Genomic DNA, 21,839 nt, shown 5'->3' with positions numbered 1-21,839 from the left:
CAGCCTCACATGAACCATGCTGCCACCCGTCGCGGCGTGTCGCACAAACGGCCACGAGAAATCGTCAAAGTGACGAGTATTGGGTAGCATCGTCATATGAACACTGCGGACCTTGGGCTGCCGGTGGATGTTCCGTCGACCGCGCTCTTCACCGACCAGTACGAGCTGACGATGCTCCGGGCAGCGCTCCAGGCCGGGACGGCCGACCGGCGCTCGGTCTTCGAGGTCTTCACCCGGCGGCTGCCCTCGGGGCGCAGGTACGGGGTCGTGGCCGGCACCGGACGCGTCCTGGACGCCGTGGAGAACTTCCGGTTCGACGCGGATGTCCTGGGCTTCCTCCGGGAGCAGGGGATCGTGGACGAGGCGACGCTCGGATGGCTGGCCTCGTACCGCTTCAGCGGCGACATCTGGGGCTATCCGGAGGGCGAGGTGTACTTCCCGGGCTCACCGATCCTGCGCGTCGAGGGCTCCTTCGCCGAGTGCGTGCTGCTGGAGACCGTCATCCTCTCGATCCTCAACCACGACTCGGCGATCGCCGCGGCGGCCTCCCGGATGGCGGCGGCGGCGAACGGGCGCGGGCTGATCGAGATGGGCGCGCGCCGTACGCACGAGCTGGCCGCGGTCGCCGCGGCGCGCGCCGCGTACGTCGGGGGTTTCGACACCACCTCGGATCTGGCGGCCGGGTTCCGTTACGGCATTCCGACGGTGGGCACCAGCGCGCACGCGTTCACCCTGTTGCACGACAGCGAACGGGACGCCTTCCGGGCGCAGATCGACTCGCTCGGCCGGGGGACGACGCTGCTCATCGACACGTTCGACGTGGCGGAGGCCGTACGGACCGCCGTGGAGATCGCGGGGCCCGAGCTGGGCGCCGTCCGGATCGACTCCGGCGATCTGCTGCTGGTCGCGCACCGGGTACGGCAGCAGCTGGACGAGCTGGGCGCGGTGAACACCAAGATCGTGGTGACCTCGGACCTGGACGAGTACGCGATCGCCTCACTGGCGGCGGCGCCGGTGGACGCGTACGGCGTCGGCACCCAGCTGGTCACCGGTAGCGGGCATCCGACCTGCTCCATGGTGTACAAGATCGTCGCCCGCGCCACCTCCGCCGACCCGAAGGCCCCGCTGCACCCCGTGGCCAAGAAGTCACTGGGCGGCAAGACCTCCATCGGCGGCCGCAAGTGGGCCGCGCGGCGCGGGGACGCCGAGGGGTACGCCGAGGCCGAGGTGGTCGGTACCGGCCCCGTACCGCCCGAGCTGCTGGACCGGCAGCTGCTGGTGGAGCTGGTCAAGGGCGGCGAGATCGTCGCGCGCGAGCCGCTGGACGCCGTGCGCGACCGGCATGTCGCGGCGCGCGCGGGGCTGCCGATGTCGGCGATCCAGCTGTCGCGCGGCGAGCCGGTGATCCCGACCGAGTACGTGTGAGACCGGGCAGGTGGCGGAACGCGTACGTGTGAGGCGGATGGGGCGGTGGTAGCGGTGGGACGACGGGACTCCGCGGACACGCCCGGACAGGGCCGCCCCCTCCCGCGACGGGGACGGAGTCTCTAGGCTCGAAAACGTCCCCGAACAGTCCCCGTCACCCGCCCCGGCGCCACCCGCTCCCGGCACCACCCGCTCCCCATCGAAGGATGACCGCCATGCACCGCGCATTGATCGTCGTAGACGTGCAGAACGACTTCTGTGAGGGCGGCAGCGTCCCGGTGGCGGGGGGCTCCGAGGTGGCCGCCGCCGTCACCGATCTGATCGGCCGTGCGACCGCCGGATACCGGTATGTGGTCGCCACCCGTGATCACCACGTCGACCCCGGTGATCACTTCGCGAAGCCCCCGGCCGTCCCTGACTTCGTCCACAGCTGGCCGGTGCACTGCGTGGCGGGCACGGAGGGCGTGGGTTTCCACCCGAATTTCGCCCCGGCCGTCGCCTCCGGCGCCATCGACGCGGTCTTCGACAAAGGCGCGTACACGGCGGCGTACAGCGGCTTCGAGGGCGCCGACGAGAACGGCGTCCCGCTGGCGGACTGGCTGCGGGCGCGCGCGGTCGCCGAGGTCGATGTGGTCGGTATCGCCATGGACCACTGCGTACGCGCCACGGCCCTGGACGCGGTGCGTGAGGGCTTCGTCACGCGCGTACTGCTCGATCTGACCGCGGGTGTGGCCACGGAGACCACGGAGCGGGCCATGGAGGAGCTGCGGACGGCGGGCGCGGAGCTGACCGGCAGCCCGGTCGTCCACGCCGCCTGAGGCTTTCACCCGAGCCTTCCCGAAGCCCTCCGACAGCCCGCCGGAAGCCCTCCGGAAGGCCTCCCGAAGCCCCCTCGGGCCCTTCCGGCGTCCCTCCGCTGCCCGGTGGCTACCCCGCCCGCGCCGCGGGCCTCAGCAGCGCTCGTATCGGCTGCCAGAGCTGCTCCAGACACTCCGGTGTGGTCCGCCACAGCAGGCCGTCCGGGTGATGGAGCACCGCGGTGATCTCGTCCGGCGTCGGGGGCTCCGCGTTGCCCCGCAGATAGACCGCCCGCAGCCCGAGGTTCCGCAGCCTGGTCAGGGCGCGGGCCCGGTTCGCGGCGTGCACGAGAACGCGCACCGTGCCGCCCTCGGCCGCCGGGCTTGGCAGGGTCAGTGCCACCACCACCGTGCCGTTCGGGAGCTTGCTGAAGCCTCCGCCTGCCATGTCCTTCATCTCCCCCGTGAGACATCGTGTCAATAAGAGATCGTAGGACGCACCTAAACACGAACGGCCGCCGCCCGCTAGAGGGCGACGGCCGATCACATGCTTGACCTGCGGTTACTTGGGGTTACTTCCCCGAGGGGCCCACCTTGACCGTCATCGTCTGCCCGTCCAGGGGCTGGCTGACGATGCTGATCCTGGTGTTCGTGTCAGTTACCTGGACGCTTCCGCCCTTGTTCTCCTCGCTCCAGTAGGTGCCCTTGCGGTCGTCGAAGACCGGGGCGCCGAGCTGCGGAGCGATCCGCGTCAGCTTGTCCGCCTTGTGCAGCGACAGACCGGACGTCGGCCACCAGCTGAACGTCGAGTCGTACGCCTGGACCCTGTTGCGCATCAGCGTGCCGTCCGCCCACTTCAGCGGCTTGGCGTGCGCGTCGATCGGCAGGATCAGACCCTTGCCCGGGTGCTGGCTGGTGTTGTTGTCCTTCTGCGAGGTGTCCCACTGCCAGATCAGCAGACCGGGCTGGTACGGGAAGTGCTCGACCTTGCCGTCGTTCGGCGCGGTGAAGCCGAAGTTGTACGGGCCGACCTTGAGGGTCTTGTCGTACGAGACGTACTGACGGTTCTCGGCGATGTAGTACTGGTCGTAGTCCTGGGTGAAGGACTCACCGATACGCGAGAAGCCCTTCGCGGTCCAGCCCGCGTCGTCGCCCTCGGCGTTGTCCGTGAACACCGGCGCGCCGTCCGCGATCAGGTTGATCTCGTCCGCGGTGAAGCCCTTGCCGCCCGCGCCGCCGTCCGTCTGGTAGCGGAAGCGGAGGTCGACCTTCTTGCCCGCGTAGGCGTCCAGCGAGTAGACGAGCTTCTTGTACGCGCCCGAGACACCGGTCAGCGCCGGCTTGTCGGCGGCGTCACGCGTGATCGCCTTGCCGTCGGCCGTGCCGTCGACCGGCGTGTAGTTGGCGCCGCCGTCCGTCGACACCTCGGCGTAGAGGTAGTCGTAGTCGGCCTCGATGTCCCACCAGCCCTGGAGCTCCAGCGACGCCGCGGACTTGCCGGTCAGATCGACCGAACGGGTGAGGGTGTTCTTGAGGTCGTCACCCATGTCGCTCCACCACTGCTTGGAGCCCTCGGTGGGCTTCACCACGGTGGTGGTCGTCGACTTCTTGGGCAGGTCGACGATGAGCGCCTGCGGGTTCTTGGTGTTGTACGCCGAGACACCCAGCTTGTGGGTGGAGTTCGTCGCGGCCTTGGCCTTGGTGTAGTCGAGCCAGCCGAGCTGGAGCTTGTCCCAGGCGGTCATGTCGCCCGGCAGGTCGCCTATCGCGTCCTTGCCGGTGCCCAGCCAGGAACCCGACGACATCAGGGTCCAGAAGGCGGTGGAGTTCTCGCCGCCCGCGGTGTCGTAGAGGTCGGGCAGGCCCAGGTCGTGGCCGTACTCGTGGGCGAAGACACCGAGGCCGCCGTTCTCCGGCTGCATGGTGTAGTCGCCGACCCAGATGCCGGTGTCGCCGATCTGCGTGCCGCCGGCCTTGTTGTCGGCCGGACCCGTGCTGCCCGCGTTCGTGCCGTACGCGTACCAGCGGTGCGCCCACAGGGCGTTCTCGCCCTCGGCGCCGCCGCCGGCCGACTCGTCCTCGCCCGCGTGCACGATCTGGAAGTGATCGATGTAGCCGTCGGGCTCGTTGAAGTCGCCGTCGTTGTCGAAGTCGTAGCGGTCCCACTGGTCGTACTGGGCGAGGTCCGCCTTGATCTCGGCGTCCGTCTTGCCCTGGGCCTTCTGGTCCGCGGTCCAGGCGGTGACGCCGTCGCGCACCGCGTCCCAGACGTTGGCGCAGTTGCTGCTGCCGCAGTAGTTCGAGCCGTAACGGGCCTCGTTGTAGTCGACCTTGACCCAGTCGGAGACCTCGCCGTCGACCGAGTAACGGCCGGAGGAGGTCTTCTCGTAGTACGTCTTGAGCGACTCCTTCTGCTTGCCGCTCGCGTCCTTGCCCTCGCCGAAGTAGAGGTCCTGGAAGTGCGCCTGGTTGTAATCGGCCTGCCAGGCGGTGGAGTTGTCGACCTTGCGGTCGGGCTCGGCTATCTCGTTGTGCTGGGGGCCGGGCTCGCCGCCGTACTTCTTGACGGGCGGCAGCGGTCCGTCGGCGCCGTCCGGGTCGTACATCGTGGTGTCGTCGACCTTGTCGCCGAACTCCACGAGGATGGTGAAGATCTTGTCGGTCTTCTCCCGGCCCAGCTCGACGTACTTCTTGTTGTCGAGCTTGACCACCTGGGAGCCGCCGCGCTTCTGCACGGTGGCGTCACCGGCGATGACCTGCTGGAGCGCCGCCTCGCGCTGCCGTTCCTGCTGCTTGCTGAACGGGCCGTCCAAGTCGTGTTCGACCTGGCCCTTCTGGGGCGCCGGGTCACGGCGCTCGACGTCCGCGGAGCCGGACGCGGGGTTGCTCTGGGCCTGTGCCGTGGTGAAGGCTGAAGCCGTCGCCGCGGTCGCGGCCAGCGCCACGACCACAGCGGACAGTCTTCTCGCCCGTCGATTTCTGATCACTTGATGCTGTTCCTCCCCGGCGCACGCAATCCGCGGACCGGGGGTGAGGGATCCGCGCGCGTTGCGCGTCATAAGTGACGACATTGGACCGGAGTTGAAGAAGAAAAGACAGACCTTGACTTGGACTGGTCAAGTGCATTATGCGCCCTTCCGGTTCCGCTATCCGGACATGGCCTCGGAGTTGGAGGATTTCGGACAACCGGCGCACCGATCCGGCCCGTCGGCAGGGGGCGTGACTCGATGCGCCCCCCGTGCACCGGCACCGTGGGTGAGGTCACGCTTACTACTCGCTCCACTCGGGCATCCACCGTCGTAGAGTCGCTTGGCAGTGCGACCCGCCCTGCGGCGTACGTGCGAGATATGCGAAACACCCCCAACACCCCCGAATATGAAGCCCCGAGGGACGGATTCCGCCATGCCGCGTCCGACTGCCGCACAGCTCGCCTATGGCACCGCCACCGTCGTCTGTTCCACCCTCGTCATGCTGCTGCTCTCCGGCACCACCGCCGGTCTCGGCATCGCGGTGATCGGGCTCGCCGCTCTCAGCCTGGGACTGCTGGTCGCGGTGACCCTCCCGGCCAACGGCCGTACCGCGAGGGCGCGTACGGCCCCCGCCCCACGCCCCGCCACACCCCCGGCGCCGAGCGCACAGCGGCCCGGCCCGCGCACCGAGGCCCGGATGGGCCAGCCCTCACTGCGCCGCTGACACCACGACCGTCCTGGCGGCCTTGTCGTGCAGTCCCTGCCGGTAGGGCCTGCTGGTCACGATCGACACGATGATGATGGCCCACCAGATACAGAGGCAGCACAGCAGCGCCGGCACCCAGAGCACCACCGCGCGCAGCAGCGATGAGCCGGTATCGGGGACCGAACCGTCGTTCAGCATCGCGACGCGCAGCTTCAGCCAGCGCTTGCCGAGGGTCTGCCCGTACTTCCGGTTCATCAGGGTGTCGTAGCCGACGTACAGCACGATCGAGACGACCGACCAGATCCACTGCGTACCGGTATTCACCTGATTGGTGACTTCGTCCCACGCACCGGTGTTGTTCGCGGTGTTCCAGCCTCCGACGAACAGCGACACGATCCCCAGCGGGATGAAGATGATCAGGGCGTCGATGACCCGGGCCAGGAACCGCGTGCCGAACGGCGCGAGCGGCGGCATCCCGGCGAGCGGATCCGTGCCGCCGTACGGTCCCTGCCCATAGACGTTCGAGTCGTACGGGGAGCCCGGTGGCGGCTGTCCACCGGCGCCGCCGTAGGGGGCACCGTACGGGGAGTCGTACGGTGCCCCCTGCGACGGGCCCTGCGACGGGCCCTGCGACGGCGGAGGCCCCTCGGGCGGAGGCTCCTCGGGCGGGGGCCCCTTCGGCTGCTTGAGGAAAGGGTCTTCCTCGGGGGGCTCGCCGGGCGGCGGCTGATCATGGCTCATACGGGCAGTGCACCGCGCCGGGCAGGGGCCCGCAACGGCTTGCCCGCCGTTCGGAGGAACGGCCCGGCCGACGACGGGACGGGTGTCAGGTCACCGGCCGTCTCGTCACAGCCGTCTCGTCACAGCCGTCTCGTCACAGCCGTCTCGTCACAGCCGTTTCGTCACCAGGCGTCTCGTCACCGGCCTTCTCGTCACCGGCCTTCTCGTCACCGGCCGTCGCTCAGCCCGACACGAAGGTACGGGCCGCCTTGTCGTGCCAGCACTGCCGCCAGGGCCGGTCGATCAGACACCAGAGCACATTGACGACGCCCACGACGAGCACTCCCAGCACACCGTAGACCAGCCAGCGGCGCAGCGCGGCGCCGAACGCAGGGGCCTCGTGGGACTCGATGTCCCGTACGTCGAGACCGCACAGCTTCTTGCCCAGTGTGCGGCCCCATTTGGCGGTCGGCAGCGCCTCGTAGAGCATCCCGACGACCAGCAGCGCGGCGAGCGCGGCGCCCAAACACGCCCCGGTCGTGCCGTCGAGCAGCCAGACGGTGACGGTCTCACCGGTCCGCTCGGCCACCGCGATCTTGTCGTCGATATGGGCGAGGGCCTTGGACACGAGCGGGAAGACGAGGGCGCCGACGATCGCGCCCAGCACGACGGTGTCGATCAGCCGGGCCACGAAGCGCTTGCCGAGGGCCGCGGGCCTGGCGTTCGCCTGGGCCTGGGCCGCTTGCAGGAACGGGTCGTTGACCGGGGGCTTCCACGGCACGACGGGCTGGTCCGGCTGATCGGGCCGCGCGAGTTGGTGCGCCTGCTGGGCCCAGGACGCGGCGCCGCCCCCGGCACCGGGGCTCACCGGCGTGCTCCGGCCGCCCGCCGGCGGGGAGTGCTGCGGTGCGGGAAGCCGCGGCCGCTCCGCCGCCCGGCCCGTGCCGTCGGCGCCCTGGGCCGGAGTGCCGAGGGTCATGGTGCCCTCGGGCCGCTGCGTACCGCCGGCCGGGGCGTCCTCGTCCTTCGCGCGGCGCGCGGCGCGCAGGGCGCGGATGGCCATGGTGCTGTCGACGGCCGGCTGTCCGCCTTCGTGCGGCGCCGGTGTGCCGCGCGGACCGGTCGGGCCTTCGGCGCCGCCGGTCCCGGAGCCGGCTCCCGCGCCCTCTCCCGAGCCGGGCCTGACGCCACGTCGTATGGCGCGGATCGTGACCGTACCGTCCGTGAGCGGCGGACCGTCGCCGGCGCCGGACCCGGAATCCGGGCCGGACCCGGAATCCGGGCCGAAGCCGGAAGCGGGGACCGGCCCCGAGACCGGCCCCGAGCCGGAGCCCGAGCCGGGACCCAGCGCGCGTACCCCGGGCAGGGCGCCGCCGGTCGGATCGCCGGGCGTGGGCGCGGGCAGTTCACGGGCGGGTTCGGGCGCCGGGCCCGGAACGCGCGGATCCGGCCGGGCCGCTCCCCAGGACACCCGGGCGTCGCGCTCGCCGCCGAAGCCGGTCTGCCGCGAGGCGTCGGCCTGCCACGCGGACGCCGGTTCCTGACGGGGCTCCTGGCGGGGTTCCTCGGGCGGGTCCTCGTCGAAGAAGACCGGTCCGGTCTCCTCGACCGCGGCGGCCGGCGCGGAGGCGGCCGGGGCCGCCGTGGTGGTACCGGGCGTCGCCTCACCGTCCCGCGGCGCGGGCCGACTCGTACCTGGCACCCAGGCGGCGCCGTTCCAGTACCGGACATATCCAGGGATGGACGGGTCCGGGTAAAACCCTTCCCGGGGTACGTTCCCGCCGTCACCAGGAGGAGTAGCCACTGACCCCAACTCCGTTCACTCACACCATTGTCCAAGGAGGACAGTAACGAAGAACACGAGGCCCTGAGGAAGGAGACCGGCGGAATCGGCCGCGTTCCCGCGGCGGACCGTGGACGCCGATGCGAAGCGTGAAGTTGCCGGGTGGGATTCGTTCGTCAGGGTGTACGGAACACCGTACGCATGTGCCCGCCCGGGACGAGCCGGAAGTCCCGGAAATTCATCGCCGAAGTCGCGTCATAGTCGGCGGGGTAGCGCCTCTCGACTGGTACGGCCCCCGCATCGGGCCGCTCGCCAGGAAAGGAAGTGCCGCTCATGCACACCGTGGTGGAACGCGAACTGGAACTGAATCTGGTGCTGTCGCCCGAGCGCAGCATCCCCGTCCCGGCCCGGCTGGTCTACCGCACGGACGATCCGTACGCCGTGCACATCACCTTCCACATCGGCTCGGACAACCCCGTGAACTGGACCTTCGCCCGCGAGCTGCTGGTGGAAGGGGTGTTCAGGCCCTGCGGGCACGGCGATGTGAGGATCTGGCCGACGAAGGTCGACGGGCGCACCGTCCTGTGTGTCGCCCTCTCCTCGCCCGACGGTGACGCGCTGCTGGAGGCGCCCTGCGCGGCGGTGTCCGCGTGGCTGGAACGGACGCTGCGGATCGTGCCGCCGGGTACGGAGTCCGAACAGCTCGGGCTCGACGACGGGCTGGCCACGCTGCTGGCCCCGACGCCGGCCGACGATCTGTGGCTGCGGGACCCCTGGCCCTCGGACGAGTCGGTGGACGACGAGGCGTAGACGATGTCGTTCGGAGCCGTCGGACCCGCCGGTCCCGTCGGACCCGTCGGACCCGCCGGACCCGTCGGAGCCGTCGGAGCCGTCGGGCGCGCGGGCCGTCACGCGTGCGACCGCCTCAGAAGAGTTTTCCCGGGTTGAGCAGGCCCAGCGGGTCGAATGTCCGCTTGATGCCCCGCTGCAACTCCAGTCCCACCGGCCCCAGTTCGCGCGACAGCCACTCCTTCTTGAGGGTTCCGACACCGTGCTCGCCGGTGATCGTGCCGCCGAGTTCGAGACCGAGCGCCATGATCTCGTCAAAGGATTCCCGGGCCCGCCGTGACTCGTCCGGGTCGGCCTGGTCGAAGCAGACGACGGGGTGGGTGTTGCCGTCGCCCGCGTGGGCGCAGACACCGATGGTCAGGTCGTACTTCCCGGCGATGGCCGCGGTGCCGTCGAGCATTTCGGCGAGGCGCGAGCGGGGCACGCACACGTCGTCGATCATGGTGGCCGACTTGATGGTCTCCAGCGCGGTGAGCGACAGCCGACGGGCCTGGAGCAGCAGTTCCGACTCGGCCGCGTCCTCGGCGGGGACCACTTCGGTGGCTCCGGCCGCGGTGCACAGCTCGCCGACGGCGGCCAGATCGGCCGCGGGGTCGGGGGTGTCGAAGGCCGCGAGCAGCAGCGCCTCGGTGGTGTCGGGGAGGCCCATGTTGGCCATCGCGTTGACGGCGCGGATGGTCGTACGGTCCATGAGTTCGAGGAGTGACGGGGTGTGACCGCGCTCCATGATCCGGCACACGGCGTCGCAGGCCGCGGCGGCGGAGGCGAACTCGGCGGCCAGGACGAGCTGCTGGGGCGGCTTCGGACGCAGCGCGAGCACGGCCTTGACGACGATGCCGAGGCTGCCCTCCGAGCCGACGAAGAGCCGGGTCAGGTCGTAGCCGGCGACGCCCTTGGCGGTGCGGCGGCCGGTGCTGAGGAGCCGGCCGTCGGCGAGGACGACCTCCAGGCCGAGGACATACTCCGCGGTGACGCCGTACTTGACGCAGCACAGCCCGCCGGACGCGGTGCCGATGTTCCCGCCGATGGTGCACATCTCCCAGCTGGACGGGTCCGGCGGGTAGTAGAGGCCCTGCTCACCGACGGCGCGGGAGAGCGTCGCGTTGATGACACCCGGTTCGACCACGGCGATCCGGTCGACGGGGTTGATCTCCAGGATCCGGTCCATCTTCGTCAGGGAGAGGACGATGCACCCGTCCGAGGCGTTCGCCGCGCCGGACAGCCCCGTACGGGCCCCCTGCGGGACGACGGGGACGCGCAGCGCGGTCGCCGTGCGCATCACATGCTGGACGTGCTCGACCGTACGCGGCAGCACGACCACGGCGGGCGTGCCCGCCTCGCAGAAGCTCGCCATGTCGTTGGCGTAGGAGACCGTGACGTCGGGGTCGGTGATCAGGGCTTCGGCGGGGAGCCCGGCCCGCAGCTGTGCGAGGAGATCGTCCATGATCCCAGACTCGCATCCGGGGCCATCGGTGTGAACCCGTCTGCGATCCACAACGGCAAGCATGGGTGTGCTCTTCATATTGACGCACAGTAATCGCCATGAACGCCATGAAAGCGGAGCAGGTCAGACAGGTCAGAAGGGCGGCGCTGGCCGCCGGGGTAGGGGCGGTGCTCGTCGGGGGCGTGCTGCTGTTCGTCCCCGACGACGAACAGGCGCCCCGGCTGGGCCCCGAGGCGCGGGCGATGGCCGCGGTGGGCGTGGGGGCGCCGGCCGCGCTGTCGGATCTGACCGCGCTCATCCGCGAGCGGGAGCGCTGGCTGCGGACACACCCCGAGGACGGCCAGGCATGGGCGCTGCTCGGCTCGGCGTATGTGGAGCGCGGGGTCGCGGGGGCGGATCCGGCGTACTACCCGAAGGCCGACCGGGCGCTCCAGCGGTCGCTGGCGGTGCAGCCGGGCGGCCTCGCCGAGGGGGCGGCGAAGGGCTCCGGGTCCGGCGGGGACGGCGGGGGCGAGGAGGACGCCAAGCCCGGCAAGGGCAGCAGGACGGGGAATCCGGAGGCGATGGTGGGGCTCGCCTCGCTGGCCAACGCGCGCCATGACTTCGTCGCGGCCAAGCGGTGGGGCGAGTCGGTGCGCGCCGAGCGGCCCGCGGCGTGGACGTCGTATCCGGTGCTGATCGACGCGTACACCGGTCTGGGCGACTACAAGGAGGCGGGCAGGGCGCTGGAGAAGCTGCGCGAACTGCACACGGGGGCGCCGGTGCTGATCCGCGCCGCCGAGGTGTACCGCGATCGCGGCCGGCGCGAGGACGCGCTGTCCAAGGCCACCGAGGCGGCGGCGCACGCCGGATCACCCGCGGAGCGCGCGAAGGCGCTGGAGACGCTGGGCGAGCTGGCCTGGGAGCGGGGCGAGCCGACCGAGGCGCTGGGCCACTACGAGGCGGCGCTGACGGCTTCGCCCGGCCGGGCCCAGTCGCTGGCCGGCCGGGCCAGGGCGCTTGCCTCACTGGGCAGGGCGGAAGAGGCGACACGCGACTATCAGCAGGCACTCGACAAGCTGCCGCGGCCCGAATACGCCCTGGAACTGGGCGAGCTGTACGACTCGCTGGGCCTGGACGGGGACGCGCAGACGCAGTACGAGACGTTGCGGGAGCGGGCCGAGCGTGCCCGGGGGAACGGGGTGAACGAGGAGCTGGTCCTCGGCCGCTTCGAGGCCGACCACGGCGATCCGCGGGCGGCCGTCTCGCGGCTGCGCGCGGAGTGGGCGCGGTCGCACCGGAGCATGGAGGTCGCGGACGCGCTGGGCTGGGCGCTGCACCGGGCGGGCCGGGGGCGCGAGGCGCTGGTGTACGCGACGAAGGCGACCGAGCCGGGGCGGCGGAGCGCGCTGTTCTCGTACCACCGCGGGGAGATCGAGCGGTCTCTGGAGATGTACGGTCCGGCCCGCCGCCGTATCGAGGATGCCCTGCGGACCGACCCGCACTTCTCGCCGCTGCTGGCGCCGAGGGCCCGGGAGGCGCTGGAGGCGCTCGGCGAGCCGGAGGAGGGCGGGCCGAAGGACTTCTACGGCTCGGGGCCCGAGAAGCCCACGCTGGAGCGGCGGGAGCCGGCGCCGCCGCCGCAGGTCTGAGAGTCCGGACGCGTGCCGGGGCCATCGGTCGGCCCCGGCACGCGTCGCGTCCGCGTCCGTACTCCGTCAGAGGTTTCCGCGCTTCTCCTGCTCGCGCTCGATCGCCTCGAAGAGCGCCTTGAAGTTGCCCTTGCCGAAGCCCATCGAGCCATGGCGCTCGATCATCTCGAAGAAGACCGTCGGCCGGTCCTGGACGGGCTTGGTGAAGATCTGCAGCAGATACCCGTCCTCGTCGCGGTCCACCAGGATCTTCAGCTCGCGCAGCGTCTCCACGGGCACCCGCGTCTCGCCCGCCCACTCGCCGAGCGTGTCGTAGTACGAGTCGGGGGTGTCGAGGAACTGCACGCCCGCCGCCCGCATCGCCCGTACGGACGCGACGATGTCGTTCGTGGCCAGCGCGAGGTGCTGGACGCCCGCCCCGCCGTAGAACTCCAGATACTCGTCGATCTGGGACTTCTTCTTGGCGATCGCCGGCTCGTTGATCGGGAACTTCACCTTGAGCGTGCCGTCCGCGACGACCTTCGACATGAGCGCGGAGTACTCGGTGGCGATGTCGTCGCCCACGAACTCCTTCATGTTCGTGAAGCCCATGACCTCGTTGTAGAAGCCGACCCACTCGTTCATCTTCCCGAGCTCGACATTGCCCACGCAGTGGTCGATGGCCTGGAAGGTGCGCTTGGCGGCGGGCTCGACGAGCGGGTCCGCGACGGCGAAGCCCGGCAGATACGGGCCGTCGTACCCGGAGCGCTCGACAAGGGTGTGGCGGGTCCTGCCGTACGTGGCGATCGCGGCGAGGACGACCGTGCCGTGCTCGTCCTTGAGCTCGTACGGCTCCTGGATGCCGCGGGCGCCGTGCTCGGTGGCGTACGCGTACGCGGCCCGCGCGTCCGGCACCTCGATCGCGAGGTCGACCACGCCGTCGCCGTGTTCGGCGACATGGTCGGCGAGGAAGCGGCCCCAGTCGGTGGACGGTTTGATGACGGACGTCAGGACGAAGCGGGCCGCCCCATTGGTGAGGACGTAACTCGCGGTCTCGCGGCTGCCGTTCTCCGGTCCGGAGTAGGCGACGAGCTTCATGCCGAAGGCCGTGGAGTAGTAGTGCGCGGCCTGCTTGGCGTTACCGACGGCGAAGACGACCGCGTCCATTCCCTTGACCGGGAAGGGGTCGGCCTCGCGCGCGGTGCGGGGAGCGGTCTCGTTGTGCATCGAGGTGTCAGCCATGGCCTCAGCGTCCCGCCGTTCCACAAGGTGCGCAACAGTTCGCTGATTCACTGGGCAATGTGTAGAGCGGATGGCGAGACTGGCGAGGCTATCTGCACAGTATGACTACGTTTGATTCGGCAACGCCTTGGGGAGCGGACCATGAGCATCGACGGACTCGACGGCCGGCTGATCGTGCTGCTCGCGCGGGAGCCCAGGATCGGGGTGCTGGAGGCTTCGCGCCGGCTCGGGGTGGCCCGCGGCACGGTGCAGGCGCGGCTCGACCGGCTCCAGTCGAACGGGGTGATCAGGGGATTCGGCCCGACCGTGGATCCGGCGGCCCTCGGCTACCCCGTCACCGCCTTCGCCACGCTGGAGATCAAGCAGGGCCAGGGCTCCGATGTACGGGCCCATCTGGCGACCGTGCCCGAAGTGCTCGAACTGCACACCACCACGGGCCAGGGAGACATGCTCTGCCGGCTCGTGGCCCGCTCCAACGCCGATCTGCAACGGGTGATCGACCGGGTCGTCGGTTTCGAGGGCATCGTGCGGGCCGCCACGGCGATCGTCATGGAGAACCCCGTACCGCTGCGGATCATCCCGCTGGTCGAGCAGGCCGCCGAGGACTCCGCCGGGGACGCCGCCAGGGGCGCGGCCGGGGAGGGGTTCATCAAGAAGGGGTAACCCTTCGCCCTGAGCTCTGAGCTGCTGAGCCCGTACTTCGACCTGATGAAGCGTCGACTGGAGGGTGGTCATGGGGGCGGGGGCACAGGGCGTCACAGGGCTCGCCGAGTCGCTGACCCCTGACAGCGACGGCTGACGCTGTCAGCAGCTGGGGACGTCGCCGCCCCGCTCCAGCGCCCGGAGCGCCGACACCGCGCCCTTCAGCGTGCTGACCGGGATCAGCCGCATCCCCTTCGGCAGCTCGGTTCCGGCGTCGCCACACTCCGCCTTCGGGACGAGGAAGACCGTAGCCCCGTCGCGCCCCGCGGCCTGGGTCTTCAGGGACACCCCGCCGACCGCGCCGACCTCGCCGTCGCCGGTGATCGTGCCCGTACCCGCGATCTTGCGGCCGCCGGTCAGATCGCCGCCCGAGCCGTCGCCGTCGAGTTTGTCGACGATGCCGAGGGCGAAGAGCAGCCCGGCGCTGGGGCCGCCGACGTCGGCGAGATGGAGGCTGACGTCGACGGTCTTCGGGTTCTTGCCGAGCAGGCCGAGGGCCGCCTCGGTCGCGGAGTTCTGGGACTCCACCATGTCCTGCGTGTTGTGCCGCTCGATCTCCTTGTCGGACTCGCCGGACGGGTAGACCGCGTCACGCGGCAGCACGGCGCGGTCCGTACGGAACCAGCCCTCGACCACATCGCCGAAGTCGACATCGGCGGAGGGGCCGGTCGCCACGATGGTCGTCATCCGCAGCTGCCCCTCGGTCTTCCTCGTGGGCGCCCCGCTGATCGTGATGATCTGCCGGCCCTGGTCCGTGCCGAGGACATTCGCGGTCATCCCCGGCTGTGCCACGGAGTACGGCAGCGGCGCGGCCCCGACCACGGCGAACAGGGCGACGATCGGGACGGCGCAGAGGGCGAGGGCGCCGGGGCGCGAGAGACGAGAGAACACGGGTGTCAATCTATCTGGCGCGATCCGGCGCGCGGGACGGTGTGCCCGTGCGGCCGGGCGGTGCGAGCGGGCGGTACGAGCGGTGCGGGCGGTACGAGCGGCCGGCCCGGCCCGGCGGTGCGAGCGGTGCGACCGGTCGGACCGCCCGGCCGGTCCTCAGCGCAGTGCGTCCGCCACCTCCCGGGCCGCGTCCACGACCCGCGGCCCCACCCGTTCGGGTACGGCGTCCGCGAGCATCACCACACCCACGCTGCCCTCTATCCCGGTCACCCCGACCAGCGCGGCGGCGGCCCCGCTGGCACCGGCCTCCAGCTCGCCGTGGGTGAGGGTGCAGCGCGGCTCGGTGAGAGCGGCCTGGCGGGCGGCGAGTATCGCCTTGCCCGCGGCGCCCCGGTCGAGCGGATGACGGAAGCCGGCCCGGTAGGCGACGTGGTAGTCGGTCCAGGTCGGTTCGACGACCGCGACGGCCAGCGCCTCCGCCCCGTCCACGAGCGTCAGATGCGCGGTGGCGCCGATGTCCTCGGCGAGCGAGCGCAGGGCCGGCAGGGCGGCCTCCCGTACCAGGGGATGCACCTGGCGGCCCAGACGCAGTACGCCGAGGCCCACCCGGGCCCGGCCGCCCAGGTCGCGGCGGACCAGGGCGTGCTGTTCGAGGGTGGCGAGCAGTCGGTAGACCACCGTCCTGTTGACACCGAGCTTGTTGGACAGCTCGGTGACCGTCAGACCGTGATCGGTGTCGGCGAGCAATTTGAGGACGCGCAGTCCCCGGTCGAGCGTCTGGGAGGTCTCCGCGGTCACGACGCCTTCTCCTTCGGAGTGAGGCCGCCGGCGGGCCTCGGCACCACCGGCTGCGCTACGCGGCGGAGTTGCCACGGAGCGTTTACATTGCGGGGACACTAACCATGGACACCGCTCAGCGGAAGCCCTCGTCCAGAATCCGGGCACAGAAGGGGAGTTGATCCCTATTCGCGGACAGAATCCGACAGAACGGCGACATGCTCCGATCATTCACGCTATGCCGGGCGGTGCCGAGACGGTCCTGATGCGGCTTTGGGGCGGTTTCGGGAGCGATAGTGGCCGCCGCCTCCGGACCCGGCGGCGGTCACGGCGTACGGAAATCGCTACGACCTCTCTCGATCACCACTACGGCCTCCGCCGGAAACCTCCACGGCATCACCGCATCCGGGTGGCCCACTCCCGCACCTTCGCGATCCGCTCCCGGATCTGCCCCGCCGTCGCCTCGGCGCTCGGCGGCCCGCCGCACACCCGGCGCAGCTCCGTATGGATCACGCCGTGCGGCTTGCCGCTCTGGTGGACGTACGCGCCGACCAACGTGTTCAGCTGCTTGCGCAGCTCCAGCAGCTCCTTGTGGGACACCACGGGCCGCCGCTCGGCGGGCAGCTCCAGCAGATCCGCCTCGGCGTCCGGCTTCTTGCGGCTGTGCGCGATCTGCCGCGCCTGCCGCTTCTGGAGGAGCAGCTGCACCTGGTCGGGCTCCAGCAGCCCGGGGATCCCGAGGTAGTCCTGCTCCTCCTCGCTGCCCGGGTGGGCCTGCATGCCGAATTCGGCGCCGTCGTAGAGCACCCGGTCGAAGACGGCGTCGGACTCCAGCGCCTCGAACGGGAGCATGTCCTGCTCGCCGGTGTCCTCGTCCTGCTGCTTCTCGGCCTCCGCCATCTCCTTCTCGGACTCGGCGTAGGGGTCCTCCTCGCCGTTCTTCTTCGGCTTGTCGAGTACGTGGTCGCGCTCGACCTCCATCTCGGCGGCGAAGCCGAGCAGGCCCGGGATGGTGGGCAGGAAGACGGACGCGGTCTCGCCGCGCCGTCGTGACCGTACGAAACGGCCCACGGCCTGCGCGAAGAAGAGCGGGGTCGAGATGGTGGTGGCGTACACGCCGACGGCCAGGCGCGGTACGTCGACGCCCTCCGACACCATCCGGACCGCGACCATCCAGCGGTCGTCGCTCTCGCTGAACTCGTCGATCCGCTTCGACGCGCCGGTGTCGTCGGAGAGGACGACGGTCGCCTTCGAGCCGGTGATCTCGCGGATGAGCTTGGCGTACGCGCGTGCCGAGTCCTGGTCGGTCGCGATGACCAGACCTCCGGCGTCCGGGATGCCCTTGCGCACCTCGGTCAGCCGCTGGTCCGCGGCGCGCAGCACATTGGGCATCCAGTCGCCGCGCGGGTCGAGCGCGGTACGCCACGCCTGCGAGACGGCGTCCTTGGTCATGGGCTCGCCGAGCTTGGCCGCGATCTCGTCACCGGCCTTGGTGCGCCAGCGCATATTGCCGCTGTAGCTGAGGAAGATGACGGGCCGGACGACGCCGTCGCCGAGAGCGTTGCCGTACCCGTAGGTGTAGTCGGCGGACGAACGGCGGATGCCGTCGTTGCCCTCCTCGTACGCCACGAAGGGGATGGGGTTGGTGTCGGACCTGAACGGCGTACCGGTCAGCGCGAGGCGCCGGGTCGCGGGCTCGAACGCCTCAAGACAGGCCTCGCCCCAGGACTTGGAGTCCCCCGCGTGGTGGATCTCGTCGAGGATGACCAGGGTCTTGCGCTGCTCGCACCGGTTGCGGTGCAGCATGGGCCGCACCCCGACGCCGGCGTAGGTGATGGCGACGCCGTCGTACTCCTTGCTCACCGGCCCCGCGGAGTAGTCGGGGTCGAGCTTGATGCCGATCCGCGCGGCGGCCTCCGCCCACTGCTTCTTGAGGTGCTCGGTCGGCGCGACGACGGTCACCTGCTGGACGACATGGTGATGCAGCAGCCAGGAGGCGAGCGTCAGCGCGAAGGTCGTCTTCCCGGCGCCGGGGGTGGCGACGGCGAGGAAGTCACGCGGCTGCTGCTCCAGATAGCGGCCGAGCGCACCCTCCTGCCAGGCACGCAGCTTGTTGGCGGTGCCCCAGGGGGCGCGGCCGGGGAAGGCGGGTGAGAGGTGGTGGGAGGAGGCTGTAGTAGTCACGGTCTCCGGTTCGGGCGCGGGTTGGCTGGGTGGGGCGGGGTCGGCTGGGTGGGGCGGGGGTACGTACGACAACCGGGCCACCCTACCGGTGGCCCGGCGCGACCCTCGTACGAAAGGGGCGGGGGACCGCCAGGTGCGACAGGCGCCACATTGCGCGGGGCCCGCGGGGCGGGGACGGAGCCGCTAGGTCCTGTCTTCAAAGTAGCGCCGTCCGCCCGGAGGGTGGGCTCGGAGGCGTCCGGTGCGTGCGATCGCAAGGCGGAGGGTCGCCCCAGTACTGGATGTACTGGGGTGATCCCGACAACGCGGCGAGCGTGCGTGCCGGACGCCTCCGAGCAGGCGGGACTTTGAAGACAGGGCCTAGGCCCCCTCGGCAGGCCGGCCGAGCGAGTCGAGGCGGTCGCGGTGGGCCGGGGTCAGCCGGAGGTCCGCGGCGGCGACGTTCTCCTCCAGATGGTCGATCCGGGCGGTGCCCGGGATCGGGAGGATGACCGGCGAGCGGTCGAGGAGCCAGGCGAGCGCGACTTGCGAGGGGGTGGCGTCGAGCTCGGCGGCCACGGCGGCGATCTCGGCATCGTCCCCCGACTTCCCCCAGGCGACGGGCCGCCAGGGCAGGAACGCTGTCCCCGACGCCTCGCAGGCAGCGAGCACGGGCTCGTGCTCGCGGTCGAGCACGCTGTAGCGGTTCTGTACGGACGCGACGTCGATGATCTCCCGCGCCTCTTCGAGTTCGGCGACGGTGATCTCGGACAGCCCGAGCCGGCCGACCTTGCCCGCGGTCTGCAACTCCCGCAGCGCGCCGAGCTGGTCGGCGAGGGGCACCTCCGGATCGATACGGTGCAGCTGGAGCAGTTCGATTCGCTCGACGCGCAGCCGGCGAAGGGCGTTCTCGACCTGGTCGCGCAGGACGTCCGGCCGGCCGTCGAGCCCCCACTCGCCCGACTCCGCCGATCGCGCGACGCCGACCTTGGTGGTGACGAGCAGCCCGTCCGCGTAGGGGTACAGGGCCTCGGCGAGCAGTTCCTCGTTGGCTCCCCCGCCGTACAGATGGGCGGTGTCGATCAGGGTGACGCCCAGCTCGACGGCCCGCCGGGCGACGCCGAGGGAGACCTCGCGGGCCGGGCCCGGCTCGGTCGGCAGCCGCATCGCTCCGAATCCGAGCCGCCGTACGCTCAGGTCCCCGCCGATTCGAAACGTGGTCGCTGTCATCGTGCTGTCTCCGCCCCCTCGGTCAAGGGGCCCACGCTAACAGGGCAGTTGAACGTGGCAAGGGCACTTCTCAGCGGCTCCGTATCCCCGACTCAGCGGGTCCGTCCGCGCTCAGCGGGTCCGTCCGCGCTCAGCGGCTCCGTATCCGCACTCAGCGAGCGGGTCCGTATCCGCGTCGCCACCCACACCCCGACCAGCGCCACCGCCGCCATCGGCAGGAACACCGCGGCGAAGGCCGCCGGGTGGGAACCCCCGGCGCCCGACGCGGCCGTGGCGGCGTGGCCGCCCACCGCGCCGCCGCCCAGGGCCGCGAAGGCCGCGCCGCCCGCCGCCAGCAGGAGGACGTTCGACAACCCGTCGGAGATCTGGAGCGCGGCGGAGTTCGCGCCCGCCTCCTCCGGCGCCGACAGCTTGAGCAGCAGCACGCTGGTGGAGGCGATCACGGCGCCCATGCCGAGACAGCCGAAGGCCCAGGCGACCGCGACGGTCCACACCGGTACGGACTCGATGAGCACGCTCGGCGCGGTCGCGATCGACAGGGCGACCAGCACCATCCCGCCCGCCATCAGCCGTTCGCGGTACGGCTCCAGGCGCGGCCGGGACTGGACGTACGAGCCGAGCGCCCAGGTCGCGCCGCCCACCGCGAGCGAGAGGCCGGCCATCGTCGGCGACAGCCCGCGCTGGGTGACGAGCATCAGCGGTACGAAGCTCTCGGCGGCGATGAAGGCCCCGGCGGCGACCCCGCGCAGCAGTACTACGGAGGGCAGTCCGCGCGCCGCGCGCCAGGTGCCGTGCGGCAGCAGCCCGAGGACGGCGGGGACGAGGAACGCGACACCGGCCAGGGCCGGGAGGAACGAGAGCCAGCGCAGATCCTGGCCCGCGTACTGGAGCAGCCCCGCGCCCAGCGAGATCCCGAGCGCGAGCCGGATCCGGCGCCGGTCGAAGGCCGGGACGGGCCCCTCGGCATCGGCGGGCCCCGACGCCTTGCGGCGTATCGCGGGCAGCGCGAGCGCCAGCGGCAGCACGACCAGGGCCGGGATGCCGATGAAGACCCAGCGCCAGCCGAGGTGTTCGGTGACGGTGCCGGAGGCGAGCGGTCCGACGACGGAGGGGATCACCCAGCTCGCTGCGAACGCGGCCATGATCGAGGGCCGCAGCCTCTCCGAATAGGCCCGGCTGACGACGACGTAGAGCGCGACGATGACCAGCCCGCCGCCGAGGCCCTGGACGGCACGGCCGAGGATGAACAGCCACATGGTGCCCGCCGTGCCCGACAGCAGCAGCCCGGCCCCGAAGGCGCTGATCCCGGTGGCGAGCGGCGCGAGCGGCCCGCTGCGGTCGGCCCACTGGCCGGAGAGCACCATGGCGAAGAGGCTGGTGGTGAAGTACGCGGAGAAGGCGAAGGCGTACAGCGGAATGCCGTTCAGCTCCCGCGCGGCGACCGGCATCGCGGTACCGACGGCGGTCGCCTCGAAGGCGATGAGCAGGACGACGGAGACGATGCCGATACTGAGCGCCCGATGCTCGGGCCCCAGCACACCGCCCTGGTCAGAGGCACCGCCCTGGTCGCGGGCCGGGGATTGCGGTATGGGTTCCGCTACGGCGGATATGTCGGCGGGAGCGACATCGGCGTCGCGTGGGTCCAGGGCGGTCATGGAGCCAGGGTAAGGGGCACGACCACGATTCGGCCCTGTCGTAGGGCTGATCGGATCTGGTCCCTTGGACGTACGCCCACCGTGAACGGAGTGTGGCAGTCGCGTTGCGTCCCGCCCGGACACCTTGAGCCCCGCGCACCACCGGCCTACGGTCATGAACAGGAGTAAGGCACGGCCGTGTGCCCGAGTGGTTCAGGGGCTCGCCTGCAAAGCGAGTTACGCGGGTTCGATTCCCGCCACGGCCTCCAAAGACGAGAGCGGCCGCGCCCTCAGTCCACCCGCGCCCGGTCGAGGCCCGCCAGGATCGTGTCCACCGTCTCCGACACGTCCAGGCCCGATGTGTCCAGCCAGAGACCGAGGCGGGGAGTCTCCTCGCGGAGCGCGTGGTCCAGTGACTCGACCGTCCAGCCTGCTCCGTAGCCGGTCTTGCCGCGCCCGGCCTCGCGCTCGGCGACGGTCCGCCGGTCCGGCGCCAGTACGACGACGTACAGCGGGCGGGTGCGTACGAGGGAGACGTACTCCGCCAGATCCGTACCGAGGACGACGTCCTGCACCACGGCGGCCCAGCCCTCGTCCGCGTAGGTGTCGGCGACGGACGCGGAGAGGCGGTATCTCAGTCGCAGCTGGGCCGCGGCCTCCTCGTCCGCATCGGGAAGCGTCTCCGCGCGCCCCGAGACGACCATCCGCCGGAAGACGTCCCCGCGCACATGCACGGCCCGTGGCAGCCGCTCGGCGAGTGCCTGTGCGACGGTGGACTTGCCGGCGGCCATGATCCCGGTGATCAGGACGACGGCGTGGGCCAGACCGGTGTCCGGTGAACTGCCTTGATGCGGGGCGTTGCTGACCATCTTCAGAACCTGTCTGCCGTCTGCCGTC

Annotated in this window: 18 protein-coding genes and 1 tRNA gene; 7 read left to right on the top strand and 12 right to left on the bottom strand. The window is 71.0% G+C overall.

Annotated elements, in window-relative coordinates; genetic code table 11:
- Window positions 1-96 precede the first annotated feature (96 nt).
- The gene (locus ACFRMN_RS36130; protein WP_383028151.1) at window positions 97-1,425 is read left to right on the top strand and encodes a nicotinate phosphoribosyltransferase; all 1,329 of its coding nucleotides are present in this window, start codon (window positions 97-99) and stop codon (window positions 1,423-1,425) included.
- Window positions 1,426-1,640: 215 nt separating this feature from the next.
- Window positions 1,641-2,243: an isochorismatase family protein gene (locus ACFRMN_RS36125; RefSeq protein ID WP_383028148.1), complete on the top strand. Its 603-nt coding sequence runs from the start codon at window positions 1,641-1,643 to the stop codon at window positions 2,241-2,243.
- A gap of 109 nt (window positions 2,244-2,352) precedes the next feature.
- On the opposite strand, the gene ACFRMN_RS36120 is transcribed toward ACFRMN_RS36125, so the two are convergent.
- Entirely contained in the window at window positions 2,353-2,670 is a 318-nt protein-coding gene (locus ACFRMN_RS36120) for a hypothetical protein (protein WP_383028145.1), read from the bottom strand.
- A 124-nt stretch (window positions 2,671-2,794) separates the two neighbouring features.
- Window positions 2,795-5,209, bottom strand: a complete 2,415-nt coding sequence (locus ACFRMN_RS36115; RefSeq protein WP_383028142.1) for an immune inhibitor A domain-containing protein — start codon at window positions 5,207-5,209, stop codon at window positions 2,795-2,797.
- Between the two features lie 415 nt (window positions 5,210-5,624).
- Here ACFRMN_RS36115 and ACFRMN_RS36110 point away from each other — a divergent pair, with 415 nt between their 5' ends.
- The gene (locus ACFRMN_RS36110; protein WP_383028139.1) at window positions 5,625-5,915 is read left to right on the top strand and encodes a hypothetical protein; all 291 of its coding nucleotides are present in this window, start codon (window positions 5,625-5,627) and stop codon (window positions 5,913-5,915) included.
- On the opposite strand, the gene ACFRMN_RS36105 is transcribed toward ACFRMN_RS36110, so the two are convergent.
- Both ACFRMN_RS36105 and ACFRMN_RS36100 read right to left on the bottom strand, forming a co-directional pair.
- Window positions 5,901-6,638, bottom strand: a complete 738-nt coding sequence (locus tag ACFRMN_RS36105; protein WP_383028137.1) for an RDD family protein — start codon at window positions 6,636-6,638, stop codon at window positions 5,901-5,903. The genes ACFRMN_RS36110 and ACFRMN_RS36105 overlap by 15 nt on opposite strands.
- Before the next feature lie 220 nt (window positions 6,639-6,858).
- On the bottom strand, window positions 6,859-8,421 hold the full coding sequence (locus tag ACFRMN_RS36100; RefSeq protein WP_383028134.1) for an RDD family protein: 1,563 nt from the start codon (window positions 8,419-8,421) through the stop codon (window positions 6,859-6,861).
- Between the two features lie 312 nt (window positions 8,422-8,733).
- Here ACFRMN_RS36100 and ACFRMN_RS36095 point away from each other — a divergent pair, with 312 nt between their 5' ends.
- A complete protein-coding gene (locus tag ACFRMN_RS36095; RefSeq protein WP_383028132.1) occupies window positions 8,734-9,210 on the top strand; it encodes an SsgA family sporulation/cell division regulator in 477 nt (158 codons plus the stop codon).
- A 115-nt stretch (window positions 9,211-9,325) separates the two neighbouring features.
- Here the strand turns inward: ACFRMN_RS36095 and ACFRMN_RS36090 are convergent, their stop codons facing one another.
- Entirely contained in the window at window positions 9,326-10,693 is a 1,368-nt protein-coding gene (locus tag ACFRMN_RS36090; protein WP_383028129.1) for an FAD-binding oxidoreductase, read from the bottom strand.
- 98 nt (window positions 10,694-10,791) lie between these two features.
- Here ACFRMN_RS36090 and ACFRMN_RS36085 point away from each other — a divergent pair, with 98 nt between their 5' ends.
- The gene (locus ACFRMN_RS36085) at window positions 10,792-12,324 is read left to right on the top strand and encodes a tetratricopeptide repeat protein (protein WP_383028126.1); all 1,533 of its coding nucleotides are present in this window, start codon (window positions 10,792-10,794) and stop codon (window positions 12,322-12,324) included.
- A gap of 66 nt (window positions 12,325-12,390) precedes the next feature.
- Here the strand turns inward: ACFRMN_RS36085 and hppD are convergent, their stop codons facing one another.
- Window positions 12,391-13,545 (bottom strand): 4-hydroxyphenylpyruvate dioxygenase, encoded by a 1,155-nt coding sequence (gene hppD, locus ACFRMN_RS36080; RefSeq protein ID WP_383028123.1) that lies wholly within the window; start codon window positions 13,543-13,545, stop codon window positions 12,391-12,393.
- Between the two features lie 141 nt (window positions 13,546-13,686).
- On the opposite strand from hppD, the gene ACFRMN_RS36075 reads away from it, so the two are divergent.
- On the top strand, window positions 13,687-14,208 hold the full coding sequence (locus tag ACFRMN_RS36075; RefSeq protein ID WP_383028120.1) for an Lrp/AsnC family transcriptional regulator: 522 nt from the start codon (window positions 13,687-13,689) through the stop codon (window positions 14,206-14,208).
- Between the two features lie 141 nt (window positions 14,209-14,349).
- Here the strand turns inward: ACFRMN_RS36075 and ACFRMN_RS36070 are convergent, their stop codons facing one another.
- The 5 genes from ACFRMN_RS36070 to ACFRMN_RS36050 all read right to left on the bottom strand — a co-directional run bounded on the left by ACFRMN_RS36070 (window position 14,350) and on the right by ACFRMN_RS36050 (window position 20,963).
- Window positions 14,350-15,138 (bottom strand): S16 family serine protease, encoded by a 789-nt coding sequence (locus ACFRMN_RS36070; RefSeq protein ID WP_383028117.1) that lies wholly within the window; start codon window positions 15,136-15,138, stop codon window positions 14,350-14,352.
- Window positions 15,139-15,294: 156 nt separating this feature from the next.
- Complete coding sequence (locus ACFRMN_RS36065; RefSeq protein WP_351397610.1) at window positions 15,295-15,936, bottom strand: helix-turn-helix domain-containing protein; 642 nt, start codon at window positions 15,934-15,936, stop codon at window positions 15,295-15,297.
- Between the two features lie 375 nt (window positions 15,937-16,311).
- Window positions 16,312-18,099, bottom strand: a complete 1,788-nt coding sequence (locus tag ACFRMN_RS36060; RefSeq protein ID WP_383028114.1) for a DEAD/DEAH box helicase — start codon at window positions 18,097-18,099, stop codon at window positions 16,312-16,314.
- Between the two features lie 360 nt (window positions 18,100-18,459).
- Entirely contained in the window at window positions 18,460-19,308 is an 849-nt protein-coding gene (locus ACFRMN_RS36055; RefSeq protein ID WP_383028111.1) for an aldo/keto reductase, read from the bottom strand.
- A gap of 92 nt (window positions 19,309-19,400) precedes the next feature.
- Window positions 19,401-20,963, bottom strand: coding sequence for an MFS transporter (locus ACFRMN_RS36050; RefSeq protein ID WP_383028109.1), 1,563 nt, complete (start codon window positions 20,961-20,963; stop codon window positions 19,401-19,403).
- A 173-nt stretch (window positions 20,964-21,136) separates the two neighbouring features.
- On the opposite strand from ACFRMN_RS36050, the gene ACFRMN_RS36045 reads away from it, so the two are divergent.
- Window positions 21,137-21,211, top strand: a tRNA-Cys gene (locus tag ACFRMN_RS36045).
- 21 nt (window positions 21,212-21,232) lie between these two features.
- Here the strand turns inward: ACFRMN_RS36045 and ACFRMN_RS36040 are convergent.
- Complete coding sequence (locus ACFRMN_RS36040; RefSeq protein WP_383028107.1) at window positions 21,233-21,811, bottom strand: AAA family ATPase; 579 nt, start codon at window positions 21,809-21,811, stop codon at window positions 21,233-21,235.
- Between the last annotated feature and the right edge of the window lie 28 nt (window positions 21,812-21,839).

This window comes from Streptomyces sp. NPDC056835, assembly GCF_042789485.1.
In the GTDB taxonomy this organism is placed as follows: domain Bacteria; phylum Actinomycetota; class Actinomycetes; order Streptomycetales; family Streptomycetaceae; genus Streptomyces.
The sequence above is the reverse complement of the archived record's forward strand: the minus strand, read 5'-3'. Positions and strand labels throughout refer to the sequence as shown.

Bases quoted from the DNA above. Each gene is read 5' to 3' on its own strand.
- ACFRMN_RS36110 (WP_383028139.1), top strand. From the start codon at position 5,625: ATGCCGCGTCCGACTGCCGCACAGCTCGCCTATGGCACCGCCACCGTC.
- ACFRMN_RS36130 (WP_383028151.1), top strand. From the start codon at position 97: ATGAACACTGCGGACCTTGGGCTGCCGGTGGATGTTCCGTCGACCGCG.
- ACFRMN_RS36120 (WP_383028145.1), bottom strand. From the start codon at position 2,670: ATGGCAGGCGGAGGCTTCAGCAAGCTCCCGAACGGCACGGTGGTGGTG.
- ACFRMN_RS36075 (WP_383028120.1), top strand. From the start codon at position 13,687: ATGAGCATCGACGGACTCGACGGCCGGCTGATCGTGCTGCTCGCGCGG.
- ACFRMN_RS36040 (WP_383028107.1), bottom strand. From the start codon at position 21,811: ATGGTCAGCAACGCCCCGCATCAAGGCAGTTCACCGGACACCGGTCTG.
- ACFRMN_RS36085 (WP_383028126.1), top strand. From the start codon at position 10,792: ATGAACGCCATGAAAGCGGAGCAGGTCAGACAGGTCAGAAGGGCGGCG.
- ACFRMN_RS36095 (WP_383028132.1), top strand. From the start codon at position 8,734: ATGCACACCGTGGTGGAACGCGAACTGGAACTGAATCTGGTGCTGTCG.
- ACFRMN_RS36105 (WP_383028137.1), bottom strand. From the start codon at position 6,638: ATGAGCCATGATCAGCCGCCGCCCGGCGAGCCCCCCGAGGAAGACCCT.
- ACFRMN_RS36090 (WP_383028129.1), bottom strand. From the start codon at position 10,693: ATGGACGATCTCCTCGCACAGCTGCGGGCCGGGCTCCCCGCCGAAGCC.
- ACFRMN_RS36055 (WP_383028111.1), bottom strand. From the start codon at position 19,308: ATGACAGCGACCACGTTTCGAATCGGCGGGGACCTGAGCGTACGGCGG.
- ACFRMN_RS36050 (WP_383028109.1), bottom strand. From the start codon at position 20,963: ATGACCGCCCTGGACCCACGCGACGCCGATGTCGCTCCCGCCGACATA.
- ACFRMN_RS36125 (WP_383028148.1), top strand. From the start codon at position 1,641: ATGCACCGCGCATTGATCGTCGTAGACGTGCAGAACGACTTCTGTGAG.
- hppD (WP_383028123.1), bottom strand. From the start codon at position 13,545: ATGGCTGACACCTCGATGCACAACGAGACCGCTCCCCGCACCGCGCGC.